The sequence below is a fragment of the Cytobacillus praedii genome, assembly GCF_001439605.1.
Lineage (GTDB): Bacteria > Bacillota > Bacilli > Bacillales > Cytobacillaceae > Cytobacillus > Cytobacillus praedii.
The window spans coordinates 1-24,513 of sequence record NZ_LMBX01000017.1 but is presented as its reverse complement, the minus strand read 5'-3'; the positions used below and the strand labels follow the sequence as shown (position 1 = coordinate 24,513).

The 24,513-nt window shown below is 35.7% G+C and carries 25 protein-coding genes and 1 pseudogene; 20 read left to right on the top strand and 6 right to left on the bottom strand.

Features of this window, described 5'->3' with window-relative positions:
• Positions 1-133: 133 nt before the first annotated feature.
• Complete coding sequence (locus ASU02_RS17160) at positions 134-1,264, bottom strand: AI-2E family transporter (protein WP_057765846.1); 1,131 nt, start codon at positions 1,262-1,264, stop codon at positions 134-136.
• A 228-nt stretch (positions 1,265-1,492) separates the two neighbouring features.
• Here ASU02_RS17160 and ASU02_RS17155 point away from each other — a divergent pair, with 228 nt between their 5' ends.
• Positions 1,493-1,720, top strand: a complete 228-nt coding sequence (locus ASU02_RS17155) for a hypothetical protein (protein WP_057765844.1) — start codon at positions 1,493-1,495, stop codon at positions 1,718-1,720.
• A 625-nt stretch (positions 1,721-2,345) separates the two neighbouring features.
• Here the strand turns inward: ASU02_RS17155 and ASU02_RS17150 are convergent.
• Together ASU02_RS17150 and ASU02_RS17145 are read right to left on the bottom strand one after the other, a co-directional pair.
• Complete coding sequence (locus ASU02_RS17150) at positions 2,346-3,269, bottom strand: sensor histidine kinase (RefSeq protein WP_057765842.1); 924 nt, start codon at positions 3,267-3,269, stop codon at positions 2,346-2,348.
• A gap of 10 nt (positions 3,270-3,279) precedes the next feature.
• Positions 3,280-3,981 carry a LytR/AlgR family response regulator transcription factor gene (locus ASU02_RS17145; RefSeq protein WP_057765840.1) on the bottom strand — a complete coding sequence of 234 codons (702 nt, stop codon included), beginning with the start codon at positions 3,979-3,981 and terminating at the stop codon, positions 3,280-3,282.
• 171 nt (positions 3,982-4,152) lie between these two features.
• Between ASU02_RS17145 and ASU02_RS17140 the strand changes: the two genes are divergently transcribed.
• From ASU02_RS17140 to ASU02_RS17115, 7 genes and pseudogenes are all read left to right on the top strand, one after another.
• A complete protein-coding gene (locus ASU02_RS17140; RefSeq protein WP_057765838.1) occupies positions 4,153-4,902 on the top strand; it encodes an ATP-binding cassette domain-containing protein in 750 nt (249 codons plus the stop codon).
• 46 nt (positions 4,903-4,948) lie between these two features.
• Positions 4,949-6,052: an ABC transporter permease gene (locus ASU02_RS17135; RefSeq protein ID WP_232426278.1), complete on the top strand. Its 1,104-nt coding sequence runs from the start codon at positions 4,949-4,951 to the stop codon at positions 6,050-6,052.
• A gap of 508 nt (positions 6,053-6,560) precedes the next feature.
• A pseudogene (locus ASU02_RS27020) lies at positions 6,561-6,737 on the top strand (DUF2187 family protein); the annotation flags it as partial.
• Between the two features lie 44 nt (positions 6,738-6,781).
• Positions 6,782-7,273, top strand: coding sequence for a hypothetical protein (locus ASU02_RS17130; RefSeq protein ID WP_057765833.1), 492 nt, complete (start codon positions 6,782-6,784; stop codon positions 7,271-7,273).
• An 852-nt stretch (positions 7,274-8,125) separates the two neighbouring features.
• Entirely contained in the window at positions 8,126-8,893 is a 768-nt protein-coding gene (locus tag ASU02_RS17125) for a 3-hydroxyacyl-CoA dehydrogenase (RefSeq protein ID WP_057765831.1), read from the top strand.
• Positions 8,894-8,954: 61 nt separating this feature from the next.
• A complete protein-coding gene (locus tag ASU02_RS17120) occupies positions 8,955-9,608 on the top strand; it encodes an HAD family hydrolase (RefSeq protein WP_057765829.1) in 654 nt (217 codons plus the stop codon).
• Positions 9,609-9,656: 48 nt separating this feature from the next.
• Positions 9,657-10,112, top strand: a complete 456-nt coding sequence (locus ASU02_RS17115; protein WP_082631848.1) for a GNAT family N-acetyltransferase — start codon at positions 9,657-9,659, stop codon at positions 10,110-10,112.
• Between the two features lie 324 nt (positions 10,113-10,436).
• Here the strand turns inward: ASU02_RS17115 and ASU02_RS17110 are convergent, their stop codons facing one another.
• The gene (locus tag ASU02_RS17110; RefSeq protein WP_057765826.1) at positions 10,437-10,994 is read right to left on the bottom strand and encodes an isochorismatase family protein; all 558 of its coding nucleotides are present in this window, start codon (positions 10,992-10,994) and stop codon (positions 10,437-10,439) included.
• 457 nt (positions 10,995-11,451) lie between these two features.
• Here ASU02_RS17110 and ASU02_RS17105 point away from each other — a divergent pair, with 457 nt between their 5' ends.
• Positions 11,452-12,069: an HAD-IA family hydrolase gene (locus tag ASU02_RS17105; RefSeq protein WP_082631853.1), complete on the top strand. Its 618-nt coding sequence runs from the start codon at positions 11,452-11,454 to the stop codon at positions 12,067-12,069.
• Between the two features lie 97 nt (positions 12,070-12,166).
• Complete coding sequence (locus ASU02_RS17100; RefSeq protein WP_057766039.1) at positions 12,167-13,108, top strand: DUF2268 domain-containing putative Zn-dependent protease; 942 nt, start codon at positions 12,167-12,169, stop codon at positions 13,106-13,108.
• A 91-nt stretch (positions 13,109-13,199) separates the two neighbouring features.
• Here ASU02_RS17100 and ASU02_RS17095 read toward each other — a convergent pair whose 3' ends face one another.
• Together ASU02_RS17095 and ASU02_RS17090 are read right to left on the bottom strand one after the other, a co-directional pair.
• On the bottom strand, positions 13,200-14,075 hold the full coding sequence (locus tag ASU02_RS17095) for an AraC family transcriptional regulator (RefSeq protein WP_057765822.1): 876 nt from the start codon (positions 14,073-14,075) through the stop codon (positions 13,200-13,202).
• A gap of 89 nt (positions 14,076-14,164) precedes the next feature.
• Complete coding sequence (locus tag ASU02_RS17090; RefSeq protein WP_057765820.1) at positions 14,165-15,055, bottom strand: aminoglycoside phosphotransferase family protein; 891 nt, start codon at positions 15,053-15,055, stop codon at positions 14,165-14,167.
• Between the two features lie 154 nt (positions 15,056-15,209).
• Between ASU02_RS17090 and ASU02_RS17085 the strand changes: the two genes are divergently transcribed.
• The 10 genes from ASU02_RS17085 (at position 15,210) to pssA (ending at position 24,417) form a co-directional block, all read left to right on the top strand.
• Positions 15,210-15,869 (top strand): Type 1 glutamine amidotransferase-like domain-containing protein, encoded by a 660-nt coding sequence (locus ASU02_RS17085; protein WP_332307647.1) that lies wholly within the window; start codon positions 15,210-15,212, stop codon positions 15,867-15,869.
• 72 nt (positions 15,870-15,941) lie between these two features.
• On the top strand, positions 15,942-16,157 hold the full coding sequence (locus tag ASU02_RS17080) for a DUF5316 family protein (RefSeq protein ID WP_057765816.1): 216 nt from the start codon (positions 15,942-15,944) through the stop codon (positions 16,155-16,157).
• Positions 16,158-16,381: 224 nt separating this feature from the next.
• Positions 16,382-16,546 carry a hypothetical protein gene (locus tag ASU02_RS26465; RefSeq protein WP_157684525.1) on the top strand — a complete coding sequence of 55 codons (165 nt, stop codon included), beginning with the start codon at positions 16,382-16,384 and terminating at the stop codon, positions 16,544-16,546.
• A 141-nt stretch (positions 16,547-16,687) separates the two neighbouring features.
• Positions 16,688-17,833 carry an acyl-CoA dehydrogenase family protein gene (locus ASU02_RS17075; protein WP_057765814.1) on the top strand — a complete coding sequence of 382 codons (1,146 nt, stop codon included), beginning with the start codon at positions 16,688-16,690 and terminating at the stop codon, positions 17,831-17,833.
• A gap of 14 nt (positions 17,834-17,847) precedes the next feature.
• Complete coding sequence (locus tag ASU02_RS17070) at positions 17,848-18,999, top strand: thiolase family protein (RefSeq protein WP_057765812.1); 1,152 nt, start codon at positions 17,848-17,850, stop codon at positions 18,997-18,999.
• A 186-nt stretch (positions 19,000-19,185) separates the two neighbouring features.
• Positions 19,186-20,754 (top strand): fatty acid--CoA ligase, encoded by a 1,569-nt coding sequence (locus ASU02_RS17065; protein ID WP_057765810.1) that lies wholly within the window; start codon positions 19,186-19,188, stop codon positions 20,752-20,754.
• 75 nt (positions 20,755-20,829) lie between these two features.
• The gene (locus ASU02_RS17060) at positions 20,830-21,933 is read left to right on the top strand and encodes a CaiB/BaiF CoA transferase family protein (RefSeq protein WP_057765808.1); all 1,104 of its coding nucleotides are present in this window, start codon (positions 20,830-20,832) and stop codon (positions 21,931-21,933) included.
• 117 nt (positions 21,934-22,050) lie between these two features.
• Complete coding sequence (locus ASU02_RS17055) at positions 22,051-22,506, top strand: MarR family winged helix-turn-helix transcriptional regulator (protein WP_057765805.1); 456 nt, start codon at positions 22,051-22,053, stop codon at positions 22,504-22,506.
• Between the two features lie 30 nt (positions 22,507-22,536).
• Entirely contained in the window at positions 22,537-23,313 is a 777-nt protein-coding gene (locus ASU02_RS17050) for an alpha/beta fold hydrolase (protein ID WP_057765802.1), read from the top strand.
• Positions 23,314-23,727: 414 nt separating this feature from the next.
• A complete protein-coding gene (gene pssA, locus ASU02_RS17045) occupies positions 23,728-24,417 on the top strand; it encodes a CDP-diacylglycerol--serine O-phosphatidyltransferase (RefSeq protein WP_057765800.1) in 690 nt (229 codons plus the stop codon).
• Positions 24,418-24,513: the final 96 nt, after the last annotated feature.

Here is a 24,513-nt window from a genome sequence, read left to right as displayed (position 1 = left end):
GTGAGAACCATTGATATTCTAATAGTTCTCACATCGAAGTTAAGATAACATCTATTTCCTGGCGCTAACCCTTCTAGTAAATAAAAATCCGATACCTATTCATTGCAGGTACCGGATTTTTATTTTGGATGAATTAATCGTACAAATGAGAGCGCATTTTCATCCATTCGAATAAATGAATGATAATCACTTTTAACACAGCATAGCCCGGAATGGCTAAGATAATCCCGGGAACGCCAAATAAATTACCCGCAGTTAAAATAACAAAGATAATTGTAATAGGGTGGATGTGAAGGTTTTTCCCCATAATTTGCGGAGAAATGAATTTTCCTTCAATTAATTGAACGATTGTCCACACAATGACTAGTTTTAATAACATATAAGGTGAAGTAACTAGTGAAATAATTAATGCAGGCGTTATTGCGATCGCTGGACCTAAATATGGAACGACACTCGTACATGAGGCGATTACGGCTAGCAGCAATGAATAGTCTATTCCTATAATTAAGTAGCCAATGTACAATAAACATCCAATACAGAAGCTTACAATGATTTGCCCGCGAATATAAGAACTGATTTGGTGATTCATTTCTGTCATGACTTTATAGGTTTGTTCACGCAAGGCAGTTGGTACCATTTTAAGAATAAAGTGGGGGAGCTTCTTCCCGTCTTTTAACAGATAGAACAAGATAAATGGCAATGTTACAATGGCAAGAACAACCTCAGTAACGACACCTACGAATGACCCAATGTTTTGCCAAGTATTGTTCAATATGGTCGATGCTTGTTCAGAAAGTTTATTTATAATATCAGTTGGATTGATCTCAATTGTATTTTGTATTCTGTCAAAAAACTTACTTCCAATTAAGTGTTCAAATTGCGCCTCCATCTTTTGGTAATACATTGGGAAATTATCAATGAGACTCATAACTTGCGCACGAAGAAACGGAATAACAGACAAGATTAACATGGTGATAATCCCGATGATGATTAAAAAAAGAAGGATGATTGAGTAAATTCGCTTTACTTTTCTCCGTTCAAGAAAGTCCACGATCGGGTTAAGCAAATAAAAAACAACAGAAGCCAGGATAATAGGCAAGAGAACAGTTTTGATTAATACCTCGATTGGTGTAAAAATAAACGAGACTTTTGTGTATACGAGTATATTTATACCGATAAGTAATAAAATCAATAAAAACACAACGAATTTATTGTTTAAGAAGAATTTCTTGAACCTTTCAGTCCAACTTCCAGAATGTTCCATAAATGAATCTCCTGTCAAAGTAATAGATCTTTTTCAAGAACTCAAAAACTAGTTTACCAATAAAAAATTTGGTGTGCTAGTTTCAAATATGAAATTATAGAAAAAAAAATAAAGAGGCATTGTAGAACTGTAAATCGTAATCGGTTTCTTGAAAGTTAAATGTACACTACTTGGTATATTTGCTAATATATAAATATAAAATAATACACTTTGAAGAGGAACACCCTCATGCGAATCCCATTAACTATGGTTATTGGGATCGTATGGGGGTGTTTTTATGGAGAGAAAAGAATGAATAATAAAGAGATGAGTTATTTAATGTGGAATGAATATGTTTATACACGAACAAAAAGTATTAATAAGGAAGGGCATAGAGGAGAAATGATATTTTTACATGCTGCTCTCATTATAAAGAAATACCGGATTGATAATAATTCGAAATCTTTAAAAGTGTGAAACCAATATGTTCTGAATTAATCGAACTCCCTATAACGAAAATACCGAATTATACAAAAAACATTGGTAGGAACAATTGGAATAGATATGAAGAGGATAGAATTTTATCGATTGCTGAAGGAAGCTCAGAACGATATTGAAGCGTTGTTTACATTCAAAGCATAATAATAGGAACGTATTTTAGAAGGACCTGTGATAGAAAAGTAGAAGTAAAGATTAGAATGACTCAAGGGTGATTAGCATTCCCGTTTCTTGTTCCTCTTTTATAGAGAATCCAAGGCGTAAAGGGTGCTTGTGTGAGCGTATTTCAAGCGTTAGTAATTACGATAAGCTTATCAAGCTTGTTTGTTGCTGTTATCGAGTTATCAAAAAAAGTAAACCGCCCTTGAGCCTGCAAGCAATTGGCGGTTTACCGTTCTGAGTTACTACAAAACATATAACCACCTCATTTAGGTCAGCCCTTTATGTCCATATTATTAGGTTCTTCAATTTTCTATTATGAAGAATAGAAAATATATGATAGTAGGACAAATAAAAAACCTGAAGTTAAAAGTCTAATAGCTTTTTTATCTAGAAAAATATCAATTTCTTTTAATTTTCACTAGTATCAACTTAGATCCTCATTTCAAACGACACTTGGTATTTTACAAGTGATTGAAAATGTATTTTTTTCTGCAGTAAAATCTAAAAATCCATGATGTTTATAGACAATTTCTTGAATAATTGAGGTACCTAATCCTGTATGATGCGCTTTGGTTGATATTCCTGATTTCAGAAACAGTTGATCAGCAATATCTTTCTCTAAAGGAAGTGTACTATTTTGACATGATAACAAATAGAGCCCACTACGTTTTTGTAAACTTAGCTCTATAAAGCCCTGTTCTCCGCTTTCACGTTGCCATTCACTGCAAGCATCTACCGCATTTTCAAGGATATTTCCAACTAACACTACTAGCTGTGATGACTCAATCGGTAATTGAGAGACCGGTACGTCTAGTTGATAATTGATGGCAATGTTTTCAGTCCGCGCTTGTTTGTAATTTGCATGAAGGACAGAGGCAATGGCGCCTAGCTCCCCTCTTATTGATAAATTCGTAACCTCATAGTTATCTAGTAGATTCGCCATATAGCTTTTGGCTTCCTCAAACTGTTCTTTTTCCAGTAAATACTGAATTGCAGCTACGTGTTTTAAGTAATCGTGACGTTCTTTTCGAACCATTTGAAAGGTTTCATTGAATTGTTTTAGCTGCACATCCATATTTGGATTTAAAGTTTGAATCATTAGTCGCCGTTGCATCACAGTACTATAAATTAAGATTGTCGCACCACACATTAACAATGCAATATTTACAATTTTGGCTCCGTTGATGAAATATACTGCGATGATTAGTAAGTGAATCCATAGGCTCTTATCGAGTTGTACAAACTTCCAAGTACTTGCTGCTATCACAATTGCTATAATGCTAGATACCCCAAATGGCAGCAGACCATTTGTTGCCAGCATTATATGTGTGATACATAGACCTATATATAAGATTCGATTTCGCAAAAGCCTCACCTCAGAAGTAATGTTGTTGGATATAATCTAAATTTTCCTTTGTAATTACTGCTTTCTCCTCAATTCCTTCAAATAATACTAGATAAGAATTTTTTGCGTATAACGAGAAGTTAGTGATGTATTGAATATTAATAATGAACGAACGATGAGAACGTATAAATAAGCGTTCTCGTAGTTCACCTTCTAATTCATTTAATGTCTGGTATGTTTTAATAGGACCATTTTTCGTAAAAATGGTCGTTGCTCGCCCTGAACGTTCAATAAAAATGATGTCTTTCTTCTGTACAATATGTATATCCGTTTTTTGCTTAATAAATAAACGCCCATTTAACTCCGCCTTTTGATGCTTAGCAAGTAACCGCTCTACTGATGACACTAACCGCTCTTTTGAATAAGGCTTCATAATATAGTCATGTACATTCAACTCAAAGGCATGGACGGCATAGCCACTATTTCCAGTTACAAAGATGACCGCTATTTGCAATGCATGGGAATAAATAATATCGGCTAACTCATATCCCGATAAATCTGGCATTTCAATATCTGCAATCAGTAAATCAATCGATTGCTTCTTTATTTCTTCATATGCTTCATTTGCATTTGTCGTAGCAAATACTACCTCCAGCTGCTCTATCCGCTCGATGATGGCTTTTAATTTATCTAAATCTATTTGTCTGTCATCAACAAGTCCAACTCTTATCAATACGTTCACCTCTATATAAATACAAGTTTACATTATTTCAGGTTTTCTGAGTAGACGAACAATAATTATCCCTTTTCGCAACAAGAAAAGGCATTTTCGCGACATCATTGCAGACAGCATCCCGTTCTCTTTGTAACATAAAGACAACAAATAAGCGCAGGAGTGACAAATATGATACAAATTCATGAAGTGACAAAACAATTTAAGGATAAGAAAAAATATGTAACGGCACTAAAGCATGTATCTTTAAACGTTCAGGAAGGAGAAGTAATTGGCTTACTTGGTGAAAATGGTGCTGGCAAAACGACACTACTTCGTTCCATTTCAACATTAATTGAACCATCAAGTGGCACGATTCATATAGCGGGGTATGACACGGTACAACAGTCAGCAGAAGTAAAAAAGCGACTGGGCGTATTATTCGGGAGTGAAACAGGCCTTTACGATCGCTTAACTGCACGTGAGAACTTAGAGTACTTTGCTTCACTTTACGGTTTAGGCAAGCATGAAACGAAGGTGCGAATTGAAAAGCTTGCAAAAATGTTTGGTATGCGGGACTATTTAGACCGTCGTGTTAGCGGTTTTTCAAAAGGAATGCGTCAAAAGGTGGCAATTGCCCGCACGATATTACATGATCCTGAAATTATTTTATTCGATGAACCAACAACAGGCCTTGATATCACTTCCTCAAACGTATTCCGTCAGCTTGTGCATCAGCTAAAGCGCGAAGGCAAAACAATTATTTTCTCAAGTCATATCGTTGAAGAAGTGACACTGCTGTGTGACCGTGTGGCGATGATTCACCAGGGTGAGCTTGTTTATGAAGGAACACTTGAAAAGTTATATGAAGAAGAAGCTTCAACCGACTTAAACTACATTTTTATGAGCAAATTAGTGCAAGGGGGAAATGAGTATGCTTAATATACTAAAAAAGGAACTAAAGGACAGTTTACGCGATCGACGTACGTTGCTACTAACAGTACTATTACCACTTATATTAATGTCAGCCTTAATTTTCTTCTACGAGAATTTACTATCATCGCATGAAGAAGAAACGTATGAAATTGTCGTGCAGGACGCACAATTTAATCTTGTACAAAAGCTAATAGCACAAAATGAAAACTTACACTTGTCTGTTAATGACAACATTAAAGAGGCTATTGAAGAAGGGAAGGCTGTAGCGGGTATTATCCTTCCCTCTGATTTTGAAAAGCAATTATTAGATGGAGCGACACCATTAGTACAAATTTTAAATGATACGTATAGTCAAAATAGTGTCCTTGCAACGAATTTAATCGAAGCTGCTTTTATGCAATATAGTCAAGTCATTGTAAAAGAACGTTTAGCAAAAAATAATGTTGACTCATCTGTTCTAACTCCATTTACTCTTGAACAAGTACAAATAGTTGAAGGGGATGATTCAATGATGATGATTGCCTTTTTAGTACCTTTAATGCTAACCATCGCTGTCGGTATAGGTATATCACCTGCTGCAACTGATTTAATAGCTGGTGAAAAGGAACGTCGTACGATGGAAGCCTTACTTATGACACCTGTAAACCGTAGTTCGTTGTTATCTGCAAAATGGTTAACAATGGTCATCATTGCAAGTATGACAGGTATTATTACATTAGCCATTGTATTTGTTGAAATTCAATTCTTTACGGAAACATTAAAAGCTGGTATCTCATTTGGCAATAACGCTATACCAATTGCGATAGTTTCTTTATTGGTTATTATTAGCTATTCAGCAATTATGGCCTCAGCGTTAATGATGACAAGCATTTTAGCAAAAACCGTAAAAGAAGCCCAAAGCTATGGCACTCCGATTACAATGATCGCCATGCTACCTGCAATGTACATGATAAATGTAGGTATGAATGAGTTAACATATACACATTTCACCGTACCTGTGATGAATATTTTCACCGTCTTTAAAGAACTATTCTTAGGTATCGTCAATGCAGAACATATAATTATAACTATTGCTTCAAATTTAATAGTATCTCTTGTCATCTTTATAATCGGACGAATACTATTCTTAAAAGATAAATGGGTACTTGCGAAATAAAAGGTTTTATCAATGTACCTGGATAATGAACTATTAGCAGAGAAAAGAGTATTGAAAGAATTGTATGCTTTGCAGGATTATTCCAACACAACCTATGATATAGCAATCATTGAATATCTTGTAGATTACAAAATTAGAAAAAGAATGTTGGGTTTTATAAAGAAATATATAATGTCGTTAATATGAATTACGATAATTGCTATTATTATAAGGGGAATAAATTGGATACTTTAAATATGTATCGCTCCTTTTTAAGACTTTTTTTGGTTTTGGTCTTGATTATGTAAATTTAACAACTTTGTTATCTCTATACAACATGATAGTTGATAACGCTAACAACCATTGAATATTATCTACTAGAATGGTAAAATATGAATATTCAGAAGCACTGAATGGAAGGGGAGTCCCTTCTATTCGGTGCCTTTTTGTTTTTTCAAAGGAATCTAAGGAGGTTACTAATATGTCAAAAAAAGCAGGTATCGGAGATACAATTTAATTCCAAAAGAAGGATCATCCTACAATAGGCGTTGTATATTTTACGCGAGATAATAGCGTTTTAGTTGAAATATCTCAAGAGGACACTGCGATTTTAAATTTAGAGAACAATAAAACAGTGGTTGCTCATAAAAACTATACTTTGCTATTAAAAAAGAATAAAACATTGTATAGGGGTTTTAGGCTCTAAAAAATGAAGAAAGGGGTGGAATACTCCCTAGTGAGTAAGTAAAAATGATTCAAGAATTCTTACATTCAATTGAATTGAATGACTGCCAAAATAAACTATACCTACAGAAATCTCTAACAAAAGTTCAAAGAATTTTAATCGATCTAATAAGGCATTCGAATGCTGCTTCATTTGATGTAGAGTTACTTACCGTTCATCAGCTGGATAATAATTCGCTTGAGATAGAAGAAATAGAAAAAGAAGAATTAATTCGAGCGATATTGGCTCATACATATTGGACATATTCATTAGAAGAAATCAGAACGATAAAAAACGAAGAAAGTAGAGTGGTAATAAGTATCGAATTTTTTAGCCCCATAACTAATATTAAATCCATACATGTGTATTTAAACGAAAGGGACCTTAATCAATTGAAAAAAGAACTACCAGATAAGATGCTACCGAAGGTAAGGTCCCGCTCCTTTTTCCGGTGGGCACGATTCCTGGTTAATCATCTACAAAAAGGAGAGAATAAATTAGCAATTGATCCTTTGTAATCCGCTCCAGAGGGGGAAGAAATCGCCATAGATGAAAGAACAACCCTCTCATATATATTACAAAGTAGACCTCGATAGAATATATCTACACTTGGCAGCATTCCTCAGCATATCTCTCTCCTGGTATAAAGCACTAGAATTCATATTTTTTCTTTGTCGGTTCGATTGGACCTCCTTAAACCGCCCGCTTTTGACTCTATGTTGCGATAGTGCGTTCGTTTTTCGGTCCGGATTCATTTTATTGATTCGAAACATTAAATGATTCGTATATATTGGGTCAGAAATCAAGAGGAAGGTCCTTCATCAAAGGAATGAAAGCCCTAAAATGGTCAGAAAGCTAGAGAAAGGTCCTTCATCAAAGGAATGAAAGCCCTAAAATGGTCTGAAAGCAAAAGAAAGGTCCTTCATCAAAGGAATGAAAGCCCTAAAATGGTCAGAAAGCAAGAAGAGGGTCCTTCATCAAAGAAATGAAAGCCCTAAAATGGTCAGATAACAGGAGGAAGGTCCTTCATCAAAGGAATGAAAGTCCTAAAATGGTCAGAAAGCAAGAAGAAGGTCCTTCATCAAAGAAATCAAAAAGCAAGATGAGACCCCTTTATCAAAAGAATGAACTCCCAAACAGGTTCTGAATACAATTAAAAGGTCGTTCATCAAATCTAACATCGTTAGCTAGTTTAAAATATCCATCACAGGATCTCATCAAAATACATAAATAATCTTCCACATTTAATATGGCATAACAACATAACAAACTGTGGGAATTTATAGGTCTTAAAATTCTAATATTATTGCAGGAGAATACACATTAGGTATGGAAAACTGTAAGAAAGCAATTTATTTGGAGGTTATTAAATGAACATAAAAGATTGTCGGGCAATTGTAACTGGAGGTGCTTCAGGGCTAGGAGAAGCAACCGTTAGGAATATTGTGAAAAATGGAGGCAAAGCAGTTATTCTTGATGTATCAGAAGAACACGCAAAAAAGCTTAAAATGGAGCTTGGAGATCCTGTTCTTTACAAAATAACGGATGTAACAAATGAAGAAGAAGTAAAAGATGCAATTGACTATGGGTATGAACAATTAGGGTACATCAACACAGTGATAAATTGTGCTGGTATTGGAAATGCTGCAAAACTTCTAGGGCGTAAAGGCGTTCATGAACTAGAGATGTTTACTAAAGTAATTTCGGTTAATTTGATTGGAACTTTTAACGTGATTCGGCTGGCAGCGGATCAAATGGTTCAAAATGAAGCGAATGAACATGGCGAAAGAGGGGTCATTATTAATACGGCTTCCGTTGCTGCATTCGAAGGGCAAATCGGGCAGGCGGCATACAGTGCATCAAAAGGTGGCGTTGTCAGTATGACTTTGCCAATTGCAAGGGAACTTGCTGCATATGGCATTCGAGTCATGACGATTGCTCCAGGGTTATTCCATACTCCAATGTTCGATTCACTTCCAGTGGAAGCAAGAAACTCACTTGGGAAGATGGTGCCATTCCCGTCTAGATTAGGATTACCAGTAGAATATGCCATGCTGACAGAGAGCATTATAACGAACCCGATGCTGAATGGGGAAACGATTCGATTGGATGGCGGGATTCGGATGCAGCCAAGGTAAACAGATGGAGAAAAGCTAATGTATGATCAATTGAAAACAATAAATTATTCGGGGTGTATACATGCTAAAAGCTATAATCTTTGATTTTGATGGAACAATTGCAGATACTCTACCAGTTTGTTTTTATGCATTTCAAGCAGTATTTAAGGATTTTGACAACATGGAATGTACGAATGATGAAATTAAAGCGATGTTTGGACCGTCGGAGACCGGTATTATTATTAAAAATCTGCAAAATAAAAATCATTATCAGGCTATTGAACATTTTTATAAAAAGTATGATGAGGGACATAGCAATAATAATTACAGCAATGAAGAAATTAATGATTTATTGCAGTATCTAAAGAAGGAAGGCTACAAATTAGGAATCGTAACAGGGAAAGCTAGAAGAAGTTTAAATATTTCATTGAATTATCTTAATATGGAAAATATGTTTGATGTCATTATAACTGGCGATGATGTAAGCATACCAAAACCTCATCCTGAAGGAATCATAAAGGCACTTGAGCACCTTGGAATTTCGGCTAGTGAAGCTATTTTCCTAGGTGACAGTGATGCTGATATTCAAGCGGGAATTCAAGCAAATGTTTTTACAATCGGTGTGCAATGGCTGCCAAATTATCAAACTTCATTTTTCTCATTCCAACCTAACTTCACCTTTTATAGTGTATCAAAATTCAAGGATGTACTAGTAAAAAAGAAAATACTCCTATGATTAATTAAAAACTGAAAGAATATGATCCTTGTTTAGGAGTGAAACAAATTGAATCAATCAATTGATATTAGGCCTGCATCGAATCAAGACGTAAATGAGCTTTATATACTAATGATGCAATACATCGTCGATTTTTACAAACAGTCTGAACCGAATGAAAATGAATTAAAGGGATTAATTACTCATCTGCTGGAAAACCCGTCAGTAGGTTTACAGTTTATCGCAGAAGAAAATGGTGAGTTACTTGGATTTTCTACGCTTTATTTTACATTTAGTACCTTAAAGGTCAAAAGACAAGCAATACTCAATGATTTATTTGTTGCTCCCCATGCTAGAGGCAAAAAGATTGGAGAACGGTTATTTCAAAGGAATGTTGACTACATTCGTGAAAATGACTTTTCATCTATGACTTGGGAAACAGCAAAAGATAATATTGCAGCTCAAGCTCTTTACAAGAAGTTGGGTGGAAATTTATCTGAATGGTTATTTTATGAAATTAAATAAGAACTAAATTTATTTATGGGGAGCTTCTATATTTTTAACAGGATTTGTTGAGGTAAAAAAGATTATGGGTTAGTGGTACAAATTCACTTTGTATGATCGTTAGGGAGCAGGAGCAAAACATTCCTTCTCTCTAACGATTTTTACAATGGTCTTCTAAGCTGTTCAGAAATGCTCATTTCCTCTTTTAAAATTTCCTGTGATCTTTGCTGATATCAATTGTACTCTCTTCTCATCCTCGGCTGTTTAACTTACTCCAAACATTGTTCAGCATCTTTCCCGTTTCCTATTTTCACCTGTTTTTTCGTGGTCTTCCACAAAGTTCACTCAACGGTAGTCATTATGAGTTGGTTTAAACAAGTCCTCTTCAGTATTTCTGACCATAGAAAAATGATCAACATTATAATGACCATGAAGTATTTTATTATGATGATTAATGATCTGCTCGGATGTTAGAATGGAAGAATTAGTTGTAGAATGACCATCTCCAACTAATGTGACATCAAAATGATTTACAGTTGCCGTCCTGACAGCTGTGTCTATACAATGTTCTGTTTTACAGCCCATCACAACAAGATGTCCAATCTGGTTTTCCTTTAAAAAATTCAATAATGGGGTGCCGTAAAAAGAATTTGTAGCTTTCTTATCAAATATTTGGGCAATTGTAGGGATCTTAATTTCTTGATGGATTTGAAATCCTGCTCCTTCGCCATTAGCGACATCAGTATCTCTAATAAAAATAATCATCGCCTCTGATTCTAACGCTTTTTCAACGGTACTATTGATATTTTTTAATAGATTTTCTTTATTAAAAACACTTTCTTCTTTTTCATTCCCATCAATTAATTCTTGTTGGGCATCGATAACTAACAGTGCTTGCTTCAAAAGCATGACCTCTTTTCATTTAAGTTTGTGCCATACTTTTTTCGTCATTGAGGGGATAAAATCCTTTAATTCCATAAAAATAAGTGGAGGAAGCTGTTCTTAAAAATAATTAAATTACAAGATTAGGGAGAATCTTTGTGTATGTGATAAAATGGAAAAAATGGAAGATGTAAATAACTGTTGCGAAGCTTAATATTCACCTAGAATGATAGGTTTATTAGGGTTTTTAAGTGGTCCAGGTGTGAGGCAACTGTCAAAGTACATTACCATTTTCTTTCTAACTAATGATTAGTCATTCTTTTAATGATTTTAGGGGCAGTAATATGGGAGGCAATTCTACAGAAGAAGTAGTTTTTATCTTCGGAATGATTTTAGTCAGTCTTGATTTCACAAATCTTTTATTTAATTAAGATGATAAAAAAATGTTAATGATTATTGATTGGAGGATTAACCGTTGGTGAAATATGTCATATTTGATTTTGATGGGACAATTGCTGATTCAAAAATCGTGTTTATCTCAGCGTGGAATAAAATTGCTGAAAAATATCATTTCGAAAAAATGAAGTTAACTGAATTAGAAAATATAAAAAAATTGACAATAAAAGAACGCTGTAAAATGCTGAATTTTCCAATGTATAAATTGCCAATCATCATTCCACAGCTGTATAAGTTATATCGTCAGTCAATTAATGATTTAGAATTATTTGATGGGATTAAGGATGTATTAACCGAACTGAATAAAAAGGGCGTTAACACGGCAATTATTTCCTCTAATTCAGAGGAGAATATTCAGCTGTTCCTTAAAAGAAACAATATAGAAAGTGTTAAAGATATAATCTGTTCAAGCCATATATTTGGAAAGGACAAGCTGTTATCAAGATTTTTAAAACTGAAACAGCTAGATGCAGATGAGGTTATTTACGTAGGGGATGAGCAAAGAGATATTATTGCCTGTAAAAAAACAGGAATTAAGATTATTTGGGTTGAATGGGGCTATGATTCTATTGAGGTTGTCCAAGCGGAAGAACCTGATTACAAGGCATCATCACCGGCAGAGATTATGCAATTAATTTGAACTTATAGAGATATTTCATTTATAGAGAAAGCTCGCAAAATAGGAGGGGGAAGTGGTGAAGTATCTTACAAATATTTCATTCTATATCTATATAAGTATGATTTTGCTAACCGTTACTATGTTGGCTTCTTGTGAACAAAAGGAGACTTCCTCGATTAATGATCAAAAAGAAATGAAAGAACAGCAGATTTCTGAAGAACTGTTTGAATCATTTAATAATTCACAAACAGGTCAAACGGATAAAATAGTTAATGTGTATAAGCTGTTTTCTAATTACATAGATGTCATGGAAAAAAATCCAGAAGCTTCTCAGATTGATACATATAAAAAAGAAGTACTTGATCCGATTTACAATGATTGTTTTCAAGATGCAGAATATATTCATATGGCAGAATCTCTCCTTAATGAGGCACCAAGCCGTTATACTGAATTGAAAAAAATAATCAAAAAGCTTGAAAAAGAAGATACAAATAAAATAATCAAAGAAGCATTAGAAAAATCCGCATCCTATTTGCCTTCTGACAATGAAACAACAGTATGTGTATTTCCTGCTGCAAAATCGAATTATGCAATGATAAATGTTGGTGTTGGGAAAATAATCGTTTTATATGATATGTATTATACTGATGGGAAAATACAGGCAGGAATTGCTCATGAATACCACCACAGTGTTTGGACAGAAAAGTATTTAAGAAAAGCTTTACCCTTGTCTGTATTAGATAATGTTATTTTTGAAGGGAAGGCAGTCATGTTTGAAAAATTAGTTTATCCAGAAATCTCCTTTACTCCTATAAATATGGATTACAATAAGGCATATTGGTCGAAAATTGAGCCTGACTTTGATATATATGATATTAATCGATCATTTGAAATTATTATGGGTGGAAAGGAGCTTCCACCTTTATACGGATATAGTGAAGGATACAAAATGGTTAAATCATACTTAGATTTGAACCCAAATGCAACAATTGAAGAATGGACAGCCATGAGTGGAAAGGACATATTCCAAAAAGGGAAATACGCAGAAAAATATAAGTGAAGTATAAAACAAGAAAACCTGAATAATGTCCTTATGAAGGATATTATTCAGGTTATAGAGAGTGCTATATAGGTCCAAAAGTAACTATACTTTATTTCTTTTTCTTAATGGGGATCCATATTTCACTAACAAAAGCAGGTGAGGTTACATCCTTATCTTTATTCCATAAGATTTCTGGACCTTCTACTTGTTCATAATGAGAGGATGGAAACCATTCAGAATAAATTCTTCCCCACACATTTTGCAATGTATCTGGAAATGGACCAACTGCTTCAAAAACTGCCCAAGTGGACGCAGAGACTTCAAGCAGTGTTAAGCTAGGAGGACATTCCTTCGTTGAAGCAACTCCAATATAGTGATCAAGCTCGCCCTTTTCTTCCATTCTCCCTTCTGAAAAGTTCGTAGATGCACTAAGAAGTCCGATCGGTTCAACATTAGATAGATTTTTAAGTTCAGTGATCGTGTCACTATTTAGACTTTCCCACATAGAGGCGATCTCCGGGTTTACTCCATTAAAAATGATAGGTACTCTTTTCTTTAGACCAACAATGTGAAATGCCTCTTTCTCAACAATACGATAGTTCATTTCATTTCCCCCTTTAATTGATAAATGGAAGGTCATTGGAGGATAAGCTTTAAGTGAATGGGCAGTATGTCTTGCTTCTGATGGTGTCATTCCATGCATTTGCTGGAAAGCTCTTGTAAATGAATCAGGTGAGGTATACCCATATTTCATCGCAAGGTCTATGACTTTTACATTGCTTTCCTTAACCTCAAATGCTGCAAGGGTAAGGCGTCTATGACGAATATATTCTGCAAGTGTAATGCCTGATAGGAAAGAAAACATTCTTTTAAAATGGTATTCTGAGCATAATGCAATCTGAGCGACTTCTTGATAGTCAATTTCATTGGTTAGATTATTTTCAATATACTTGAGTGCCTCATTCATGTGTTTAAGCAAATCCATCAATATGACCTCCTTCATCAATAGAATAGCAGGTGCACAAAAATCGGATCCGACTTTTCGTGCACGATTTTGCGGGGTTTGGATATAGTCTATATTAAAGATTTAAGCTGAGAGAATCTGTTAAGGGCAGATTCCCAATTAATCTTTTGCCCATTTTTCACAGCATGTAATAATTCATGAAAAACAGGCTGTAAGCCATAAAATACACGCACTCTATTAAAAATGGAGGCGGTGCATTCAGTACTGCTATACCCAGATAGGACCTTTTGGGTGAAATCAGGACCAAATGTCCAATACAATCCTGCAAAATCAAATGCTGGATCCCCGAATTGAGCGTCAGTAAAGTCAATAATTCCATATATTTGGTTTCTGGTTTTATTAAAAATAATGTTTGAAGCGGTTAAATCTCCGTGTATTAGTGTTTTTTTATCGGTAATGGTTGTGTAGTTATTTATAAAAGGAATAAATACTTCGCTGATCTCATTTTGCTGGTACGTATTTAAAAAAGGGAAAACATTCTTTTTAACTGAAGCATATAACTTTTCCCAATAATGAAGTGTGTGAATCGTTTCTAAATTGGTATCATTCATATCTGAAATATCAATGCTATGCAGTTTAGTCAGAAAATCACTAATTAACTTTGCATTTACAGGATCCTCATTTATAGGAAAATCAATATAGTCACTTAAAGACTGTCCTTTGAGAAAGGCATATGTAACAGCAATAAATTTATTATTCCAATATACAGGTTCATATTTTGGTATTTTGATAATCGGCCTTTTCAATGCTAAACGATCGAGTATATGCATTTCATCTATTACTTTTGTTAAAATGTGCTGAGATTTTGGGAACCTGAAGACGATTTCATTATTTATGATTAAAATGTCATGATCCCAGCCATTATTATTAATTTGTACTTCATTTATTTCTAAATGCGGAAATGTCTTTTTAACAAGCGATAACTGTTTTTCTCCTAACACGGAAGAAGGCCCCCTTTTTATTTAGTTTACCATAGCAATACTGTAGAATGCGGGTGCTACTCAATGTTAGCTTAAAGTATAATTAAAGCATACTATTTTGGAAGGATTGGGAATATGAGACAAATTATAAGCGATGGGTGGAGGCGGTTTCTCTATGGAACCAGAAAATCTGCTGCTTGACCAATATGTCTTAGATCAGGTAAATAAGGAACTGCCGAAAATATGCTTTGTTCCAACCGCAAGTGGAGATCAAGCAAATTATATTGAAGCATTTTATGAGGCATTTAATAAATTGCCTTGTCAGCCAACTCATATATCATTGTTCGAACCAAACTTCGATGACTTAGAAAACTTTATACTTAACCAGGATATCATATATGTCGGCGGCGGCAACACAAGGAATATGCTTTTGTTATGGAAGGACTCAGGATTAGACACTGCTATGAAAAAAGCGTATGAAAATGGAACGATTCTTTGTGGAATGAGCGCGGGGGCCATCTGTTGGTTTGAAGAGGGGCTAACAGACCCAATAAATGCACCATTACATAAAATAATAGGGTTAGATTTAATAAAGGGAAGCAATTGTCCTCATTATGGAGGAGAAAATAAAAGAAAGCCAGCCTATCATCATTTAATCTTAAAAGGAGAAATGAAAGAAGGATATGGGGTAGATGATGGGGCAGCGCTGCATTTTATTGATGAAGCTTTAATTAGGACTGTAAGTTCGAGACCGGAAGCAAAGGCTTATGCCGTGCAAAATGAGAATGACGAACTTGTGGAAACTGAGATAGAAACAGCGTTTTTAGGAGATTAATAAATGTATAGAAATTTTCGATTGATTTAGCAGGGCTAAATAGTAAATATCTGCGTAAAAGGGGGACTCTTAATGGTTCAATTTTTACTCATCATAGGGGCAGTTGGCATCCTAATCTCAGGTATTTCTATCGGTGCTTGGACGGATGGAGAAAGAGAGAGAGGAAATATCTATTCTGAAATAGATCCGAAAAAAAATACTAGAACTAAAATATCTTTGTATTCTGGAATAGGAGGGATTGTTTCATTAATAGCAGCCGGTATGTGGTATTTCTTCACAACGATCTAAGGAGATAATAGATGAGTCAATATTGTTTTATTGCTTCTGATAAGCCTTTGCTTAATGTTCTAAACGAAGATGTTGCAGAACTTTGGTACATGGTATAGAGCATGGGTTTTGTTTCACTGGATACCCTTGCCCTATCTGATTTAGAGATCTTACAAAAACATCACTGCATTTGTATTATTATTAAAAGTTTAAATTAGCATATTCATAGAGAGGGGCAGATACTTGTGATTAATATAACTGATGTTATCTATCAAATGTTTGCGATATTAATACCGGTGGCACTGATCATTATGATTTTCTTTATTGTGCGCTCATCCAAAAAAAGAAATGAACAATTAAAAAGGTTGGAAGCAAAAATAGATAATCTGCAGAAAAATAATAAAAAATGAGGAGTTCAATTTATATAAAAAATTGGACTCCATTTGTATTGTGTGGCTTACAGTAAATATTTTTCAAGTTATGAATTCTGAATGTTCAAAAAAACATAATTAAGGTACAATAAAAAAAATAGCAGTTGAAAGGAGAACGATATGACAGCTCCATATATAAAGGACGAACATGAAATCTTTCGGAAATCATTGCGAAAGTTTTTAGAAAAGGAAGCGTATCCATATTATGAACAGTGGGAAGCGGACCGTATCATTCCTAGAGAATTCTGGCTGAAAATGGGCGAGCAGGGGTTTCTATGCCCAACCATTGATGAGCAGTATGGCGGCAGTGAGGTTGATTGGGGCTTTGCTGTTGTTATTAATGAAGAGCTAGAGCGAGTTGGATCTGGCTTAGTTGGTATCGGTCTACACAATGATATTGTCGTTCCATATTTAACTAGTTACGGAACTAAGGAGCAAAAGCAGAAATGGCTGCCGTCCTGTGCAACTGGTGATATGATCACAGCGATTGCGATGACTGAACCAGGTACAGGCTCTGACCTAGCCGGAATCAAAACAACCGCACGACTTGAGGGAGAACATTATGTTGTAAATGGACAGAAAACTTTCATCACGAATGGGATCCATTCTGATTTAATTATTGTTGCATGTAAAACAAATCCTGATGCAGTCCCAGCTCATAAAGGCATCAGCCTGCTTGCGATTGAAAGAGATTCACCTGGTTTAACGAGAGGAAGAAAGCTAAACAAAATTGGACTGCACTGCCAGGATACGGCCGAGCTGATTTTCGAGGATTGCATTGTACCTAAGGAAAATTTAATTGGTGAAGAAGGAAAAGGCTTCCTTTACTTAATGGAAAAATTACAGCAGGAACGGCTTGTTGTAGCGATCGCTGCGCAGATTGCTGCTGAGGAAATGCTAAAAATGACGATTGATTATGTTAAAGCGAGAGAAGCGTTTGGAAAATCAATTAGCCGTTTTCAAAATACACAATTTAAAATTGCTGAAATGGCGACAGACATTGAAATGGGAAGAGCCTTTCTTGATCTGCTGATAACCGAGCATATGCTTGGCAAGGATGTCGTTACAAAAGTATCGATGGCAAAGTGGAAGTTAACAGAGAATGCAAGGAAAATAGCTGCAGAATGTATGCAGCTTCATGGGGGGTACGGCTATATGGAAGAATACGAGATTGCAAGGAGATATCGGGATATACCAGTAGCCAGTATTTATGCAGGAACGAATGAAATTATGAAGGTTATTATCGCGAAAAATATCGGTTTGTAGAGAGGGAGAGAAATATGCGAGAAGCAGTCATTGTCGAAGGAATCAGAACGCCGGTAGGGAGAAAAAATGGCTATTTAAAGGATATTCGGGCAGATGATCTAGCTGGATATTGTTTAAAGGCATTAGTAGAGAAAGCAGGAATCGACCCAGAAATCATTGAAGATGTCATTATGGGATGTGTATCACAGATTGGTGAGCAAAGCGGGGATATTGCAAGGGTTGCAGCCCTAATTGCGGGACTGCCTATAGAAGTTCCAGGTACGACAATTGATCGTCAATGCGGATCAAGCCAGCAGGCAGTTCATTTTGCCGCACAAGCGATACTCTCTGGTGATATGGATGTTGTCATCGCAGGTGGAGTCGAAAGCATGTCAAGAGTTCCGATTGGGTCAAGTTATCAAGGTGTTCCTTATAGCGAAAAATTAACAAACCAGTATGAGATCATTCATCAAGGGTTATCCGCTGAGAGAATTGCTGAAAAATATGGGTTTTCTCGGGAAGAATTGGATCAGTTTTCATATGAAAGTCATCAGAAGGCTTTGAAAGCACAGGAGTACGGTTATTTTGATAGAGAAATTACTCCAATTGAAGTAACGTTACCAGATGGGGAGACATTTATCGTCACCGAAGATGCTGGTCCGCGGAAGGAGACTACTGTTGAAAAGCTGGGTTCGCTAAAGACAGTTTTTAAGGAAGGTGGCGTGATTCATGCAGGGAATGCCAGCCAAATTAGTGATGGGGCAGCTGCTTTATTAATCATGTCCCGTGAAAAAGCAGAGGAATTAGGATTGAAGCCAAGATTTCGCATCCTCGCCCGTTCTGTAGTCGGATCAGATCCAACACTTATGCTAACGGGACCGATTCCAGCAACAGAAAAGGTATTAAAGAAGGCAGGTTTGTCTATCGATGAAATTGATATTTTCGAGGTCAATGAAGCCTTTGCACCTGTCCCGCTAGCTTGGTTGAAGGATACTGGAGCAGATCCTGCAAAGCTAAATCCTAACGGCGGGGCGATTGCACTTGGTCATCCACTTGGCGGGAGCGGTGCCCGATTAATGGTAACCATGATGCATGAGCTTGAACGAACAAGTGGTAGATATGGGCTACAAACAATGTGTGAAGGTCATGGAATGGCCAATGCAACAATCATTGAACGATTAAATTAATTGCAATGTGGAGGGCAGCTGCTTTTTAGAAAACCAGTATCCCTCTACAAAGAAATGTAAAATACATGGCAGTCGTGAAACAAAAGAAACAGATGATTGCGAATAAGTGGGAGAGTGTGCCGTTGTCATTAAAAAATATATATGTAGGGAACGAAAAGGCATTATAAAAAAAGGAGGAAAGTTTATATGGCGACAACAATTGGGAAAATATTTGATCTAACGGTTGGGAAATATCCAAACAAGGAAGCTCTTTTTGATGTCAGAAAAAACTTGCGTCTCACTTATAAAGAGTGGAGTCTAGAAATTGATAAGCTAGCTAATGCTTTATTACAAGAGGGAGTGAAAAAAGGGGATATTGTTTCAGTCTATCTATTTAATACAGAAGAACTTGCAACTGCCTTTTTCGCCTGTGCCAAAATAGGGGCGATTTTCAATCCTATTAATTTTCGTTTAATGTCTGAAGAAGTAGCATATATCTTATCAGATGCAAACCCAAAGGTTGTCCTGTTCGAAAAAATGCTTGAATCTGGTATTGGTCCCATCGCTAATCGTTTCCCGCAAACTGCGTTCTGGTATATAGATGAAGATGCTCCGGCTTATGCAGCAAGCTACAAAGTAAAGGTGGCTTCTGCACCAAGATCCAAGGTTAAAGCTGCTATTGATGAAAATGATGTATATGCCATTATGTATACGAGCGGAACGACCGGAAGACCAAAGGGTGTTCTTCATCGGCACAGGGAAATTGTTGAACAGAGTTTAATTGTCATTAGCGCAACAAAACTAGACACCAATGATAATGGCCTCGTAACCGCACCAATGTTCCATTGCGCTGAACTTCATTGTGCCTTCCTTCCCCGTGTGCATGTCGGTGCAAAAAATACTATTCTCCATCATTTCGATCCAAAGCAAGTACTCCAATTAATCACTGATGAAAAGATCACCAAGTTGTTTGCTGCACCAACAATGTGGAATATGCTGCTGCAGGAAAATCTCAAAGAGTATCAGCTGGATAGCCTAAAATTAGGGCTTTACGGTGCTGCACCAATGGCGCCAACACTTGTATATGCATGTAAAGATAAATTAGGAATAGCCCTCGTTCAAGCATATGGCATGACAGAAATGGGTCCTGCGATTACCTTTTTATTCGATGAAGATCAAATTCGAAAAGCTGGATCAGCAGGGCAAGCATGCCTGAATCATGAAATAAGAATTGTCCGCCCGAATGAGTATGGTCCATCAGATCCAGATGATACAGTCCCGGCTGGTGAAACAGGTGAGATCATCGTTCAGGGACCGTGTATGATGAGCGGGTATTATAATAATGAAGAAGCCTCTGCTAGTTCCTTATATAAGGGTTGGTACCATTCTGGTGATATTGGTTATCTGGATGAAGAAGGGTATCTATTTGTAAAGGATCGTGTGGATGACATGATTATCAGTGGCGGGGAGAATATTTATCCTCGTGAGGTAGAGGATGTTTTGTATACGCATAGCGATGTCCTTGATGTGGCAGTCATTGGTCAGCCTGATGATCGCTGGGGTGAAACGGTAACTGCTTTTATCGTTAGAAAGGATTTGTCTCTTACAGAAGAGATGCTTGATGAAGTTTGTAAAAACAGTGAAGAACTTGCGAACTATAAACGCCCGCGGCAATATATTTTTTGTGACGCGTTGCCGAGAAATGCCAGCGGGAAGATTCAAAAATTTATGCTGCGAAAACGGCTTGAGGACTTATCTCAGATGAACGGACTGTAAGGCCACTATTTTAATCGTATTAAAAGAAAAGATACTTTTTTAAATACTCAACTCTAGCTATGAAAGGATGATTCGATGTTAGATGGGATAAGAATCATCGACTTTACTAATTATCTTCCGGGACCTTATGCAACGATGAGACTAGCAGAGCTTGGTGCTGAAGTAATTAAGATAGAGCCCATCAAAGGGGACCTAGCAAGGGAGTTTGGAGTCAAAAAAGATGATACTGGCATTGTTTTCTTAGCTAACAACCGCCAGAAGAAAAGTATCACCCTTAATCTAAAAGAAATAGAGGGAAGAGAGCAGGCGCTGCAGCTAATCAAGACAGCGGATGCTGTCCTAGAAAGCTTTCGCCCAGGTGTTATGAAAAAGCTTGGTCTTGATTATGAAACAGTGATTACACATAAAGAAGATATTGTTTACTGCTCCTTGACTGGTTACGGGAATGCTGGCACATTCTCTCATCTTGGAGGCCATGATATCAATTTTATTGCTGTTAGCGGGGTTCTTTCTCAATTAAAGGATGAGTATGGGAAGCTAGTCCACCCATCGATACAAATCGCAGATTATCTGGGAGGGATGGCTGCGAGCGAACGTATATTAGCGGGGATTGTTTCTAAGAGACTAACTGGCAAGGGAAGCTATCACTGCATCTCTATTGCAGAGACAGTGGCTTCAATCATGGGAAATCACCTTCTCATCGAGCAAGAAACAGGTGATCAAACGGGAATAAAAGAAATAAATGGGAAGTTTGTCTCCTACGCAATCTATGAAACGAAAGATCTCCGTTATGTGACATTAGGTGCACTTGAACCAAAATTTTGGGTCAATTTCTGTCAGGCACTTGGAAGAGAAGAATGGATGAATGCTCATTTTTCTAAGGCAGAAATGAACAATCCAGTATATATGCAGGTAAGTGATTTGTTTCGAAGCCGAAATTTAGCAGAATGGATAGAATTCGGAAAGAAAATAGATTGCTGTCTAGCACCTGTTCTAGAACCAAATGAATTGTATTCATTTGAACTTTTTAATAAAATGGAAATAATATACAAAACTCACACCGGAAGTCTATCTGTAAAAATGCACGGAGATCAAAAACAGAACGGGGCATCATCACCTTTATTAGGTGAACATACAGAAGAAATTGCAACAAAAATATTAAGTAAAGCATCGGAATAACCGGTGCTTTACTTAATTATTTTCGATTTCAGATATATGGAGAAAACCTCATGTTTATTTGTAAAATAGTTAAGGTATCTTTATAATTAAGATAGCTTAATTAAAGAGGTGTATATAGTGAAAGATGAATATATTCATCAAATAAATATTCTACAAAACGACTTTAATATCTTAGTAGCAAAAAAATTTGAAAAAAAACTAGATAATCAATTAACTGCAAAGCAAGTACTATTGTTAGAATTAATCAAGGAAGGAGTTACTTCAACGAAAGATATCGCAGATAAATTAAATGTTTCTACTAGTGCGGTAAGTCAAATACTCAATAAATTAGAAGACAGAGGATATATCGAGAGAAAATATAATCCTCAAAACCGACGTGAAATTATCTTATACCTTGCTGATAAAGCCCATCAATATTTCAAAGAATTAGCTGTTTTGAAAAAGCAAATCAATAAAGAAATTTATGGAAGGTTATCAACACATGACTTGAAACAACTAAAGGATATTTTAGAAAAATTACAAATTATTGCAACTGATAGTAACCAATCAAACTCGTACGATAAGAAAAAGTAAAAACAGTTCTATTATATTGAGGTGAATAATTTGGCTATATATTTTCAAGAATATGGTGATAAGTCCGGTCCATTGATGCTTTTTATACATGGTGGAGGAGTAAGTGGATGGATGTGGGATAAACAAGTTCAATACTTTACTGATTTTCATTGTGTTGTACCGGACTTATTAAAGCAAGATAAGAAGATGGGATTTGAGGGATTTTCTATAGGAAATAGTGCAGAACAATTGCTCAAGTTAATTGAAAAAAAAGCAAAAGGTAAAAAAGTAATTATTATTGGCTTTTCGCTAGGTGCACAAGTGGCTATCCAAATGGTGAGTAAAAAGCCGCATTTAATTGATTATGCAATCATTAATAGTGCATTAGTAAGACCTATTCCATTTTCAAGCTATTTTATTAGCTCTTCTGTTAAACTAACATATCCTTTAATCAAAAATAAACTATTTTCAAAAGTCCAAGCAAAAACTCTTTATATAGGCAAAGACTACTTTGAAAAATATTATGAAGAAAGTTCTAACATGAGACGAGATACTCTTATTAGCGTATTAAAAGAAAATATGGCATTTGAATTACCAGGAAAATTTAGTCAAGCAAAAGGAAAAATATTAGTAACTGTAGGCGATAAAGAAAGAACGATTATGAAAAAATCAGCAGCCGATATCGTGAAGAAAAATCCGAATTGTAAAGGGGTCATTTTACCTGGCGTTGGGCATGGTGTATCATTAGCTGAGCCGCAGTTTTTTAATCAAATGGTAGAGAAATGGATTATTGACGGGAAGATTCCAGATGGAAAAATAATAAATTAGTTAGAAAAACCATTATTTTAAGATTCCTTTTAAATAAATTTAAAGGCATTTCTCTCGTAAAAGGTAACAAAAGGGAAATGGAACATTACTAGGATATTGAAACCAGAAAGTCAACTTGTATTGAGGAACTACGCAATCTGCATAAAGTGTAATGAACTTTAATGAAAAGATCTATGGAGACGACCGGTTATGAATGAGTGTGTGAAATAATCAATGGTGCAAAAATTTCTGGACGGACTAAACTATGGAGAGGGTGCTTTTCCACTCTTTTCACACTTTTTCCCGATTGCCATTATTTTATATATAATCCTTTAACAAAAGGAATATAATGTTATAATTCTAATGGTTGGTAATCATTTGTGTGAAATAATAGTTTCTTACATAAAATAACAAAAAAAGGAGTGATACACCCTCGTGAGATTTACTAAAGCAATTCCTAATATGGTAACATTAGGAAATTTATATTGTGGTTTTTTGTCTATTGGTTTCGCTGCAAATGGGGGTTTTAAGAATGCAGCGATTTTAATCTTAATTGGGATGATGCTCGACAGTATGGATGGAAGACTTGCGCGAATGTTAAATGCTGATAGTACTTTAGGAAAAGAGTTGGATTCCCTTGCAGATATCGTTACATTTGGAGTTGCGCCATCATTTTTAGTCTATTATACATATTTTTATCAATTTGGCATGTTAGGTTTCGTTGTTGCTGGTCTATTTCCATTGTTCGGTGCTTATCGATTAGCTAGATTTAATATTAGCTCAGGGAAAACATCGATGAACTATTTTGTTGGTGTTCCTATAACAGCTGCAGGTGGAATATTAGCCATACTTACATTATTTGGCCATATCATTCCGCAAATTATTACGACAGTTGTTTTTACAGGCATGTGCTTTTTAATGGTGAGTAAAATCCGTATTCCCAGCTTAAAAGAAGTGCCTCTTCCAAAATACGGTACAATTGTAACCATTTTTCTTGGCTGCGTTCTATTTATTATAGTCAAGGGAACTCATGGCCAATTTCCTTATTTGATCTATATCGCCACTCCATTATATATTGCATACCTTGCATATCGTTTTGTGAAAGGAAAAAAAGATAAAGAATAAAAAAAGGAGGCAGAGCCTCCTTTCAGACTGTAGACAAACTCGATGAAAATCGAGTTTGCCTACAGTCTTTTTTGTTTTAAAATAGAAATAGAACAA

What these genes read in the sequence shown, in the direction of transcription:
- ASU02_RS17160 (WP_057765846.1), bottom strand. Translation starts at nt 1,264, where the DNA reads ATGGAACATTCTGGAAGTTGGACTGAAAGGTTCAAGAAATTCTTCTTA.
- ASU02_RS17075 (WP_057765814.1), top strand. Translation starts at nt 16,688, where the DNA reads ATGACAGCTCCATATATAAAGGACGAACATGAAATCTTTCGGAAATCA.
- ASU02_RS17130 (WP_057765833.1), top strand. Translation starts at nt 6,782, where the DNA reads ATGATTCAAGAATTCTTACATTCAATTGAATTGAATGACTGCCAAAAT.
- ASU02_RS17100 (WP_057766039.1), top strand. Translation starts at nt 12,167, where the DNA reads ATGATTTTGCTAACCGTTACTATGTTGGCTTCTTGTGAACAAAAGGAG.
- ASU02_RS17095 (WP_057765822.1), bottom strand. Translation starts at nt 14,075, where the DNA reads ATGGATTTGCTTAAACACATGAATGAGGCACTCAAGTATATTGAAAAT.
- ASU02_RS17070 (WP_057765812.1), top strand. Translation starts at nt 17,848, where the DNA reads ATGCGAGAAGCAGTCATTGTCGAAGGAATCAGAACGCCGGTAGGGAGA.
- ASU02_RS17065 (WP_057765810.1), top strand. Translation starts at nt 19,186, where the DNA reads ATGGCGACAACAATTGGGAAAATATTTGATCTAACGGTTGGGAAATAT.
- ASU02_RS17085 (WP_332307647.1), top strand. Translation starts at nt 15,210, where the DNA reads ATGGAACCAGAAAATCTGCTGCTTGACCAATATGTCTTAGATCAGGTA.
- ASU02_RS17155 (WP_057765844.1), top strand. Translation starts at nt 1,493, where the DNA reads ATGCGAATCCCATTAACTATGGTTATTGGGATCGTATGGGGGTGTTTT.
- ASU02_RS17140 (WP_057765838.1), top strand. Translation starts at nt 4,153, where the DNA reads ATGATACAAATTCATGAAGTGACAAAACAATTTAAGGATAAGAAAAAA.
- ASU02_RS17125 (WP_057765831.1), top strand. Translation starts at nt 8,126, where the DNA reads ATGAACATAAAAGATTGTCGGGCAATTGTAACTGGAGGTGCTTCAGGG.
- ASU02_RS17120 (WP_057765829.1), top strand. Translation starts at nt 8,955, where the DNA reads ATGCTAAAAGCTATAATCTTTGATTTTGATGGAACAATTGCAGATACT.
- ASU02_RS17080 (WP_057765816.1), top strand. Translation starts at nt 15,942, where the DNA reads ATGGTTCAATTTTTACTCATCATAGGGGCAGTTGGCATCCTAATCTCA.
- ASU02_RS17060 (WP_057765808.1), top strand. Translation starts at nt 20,830, where the DNA reads ATGTTAGATGGGATAAGAATCATCGACTTTACTAATTATCTTCCGGGA.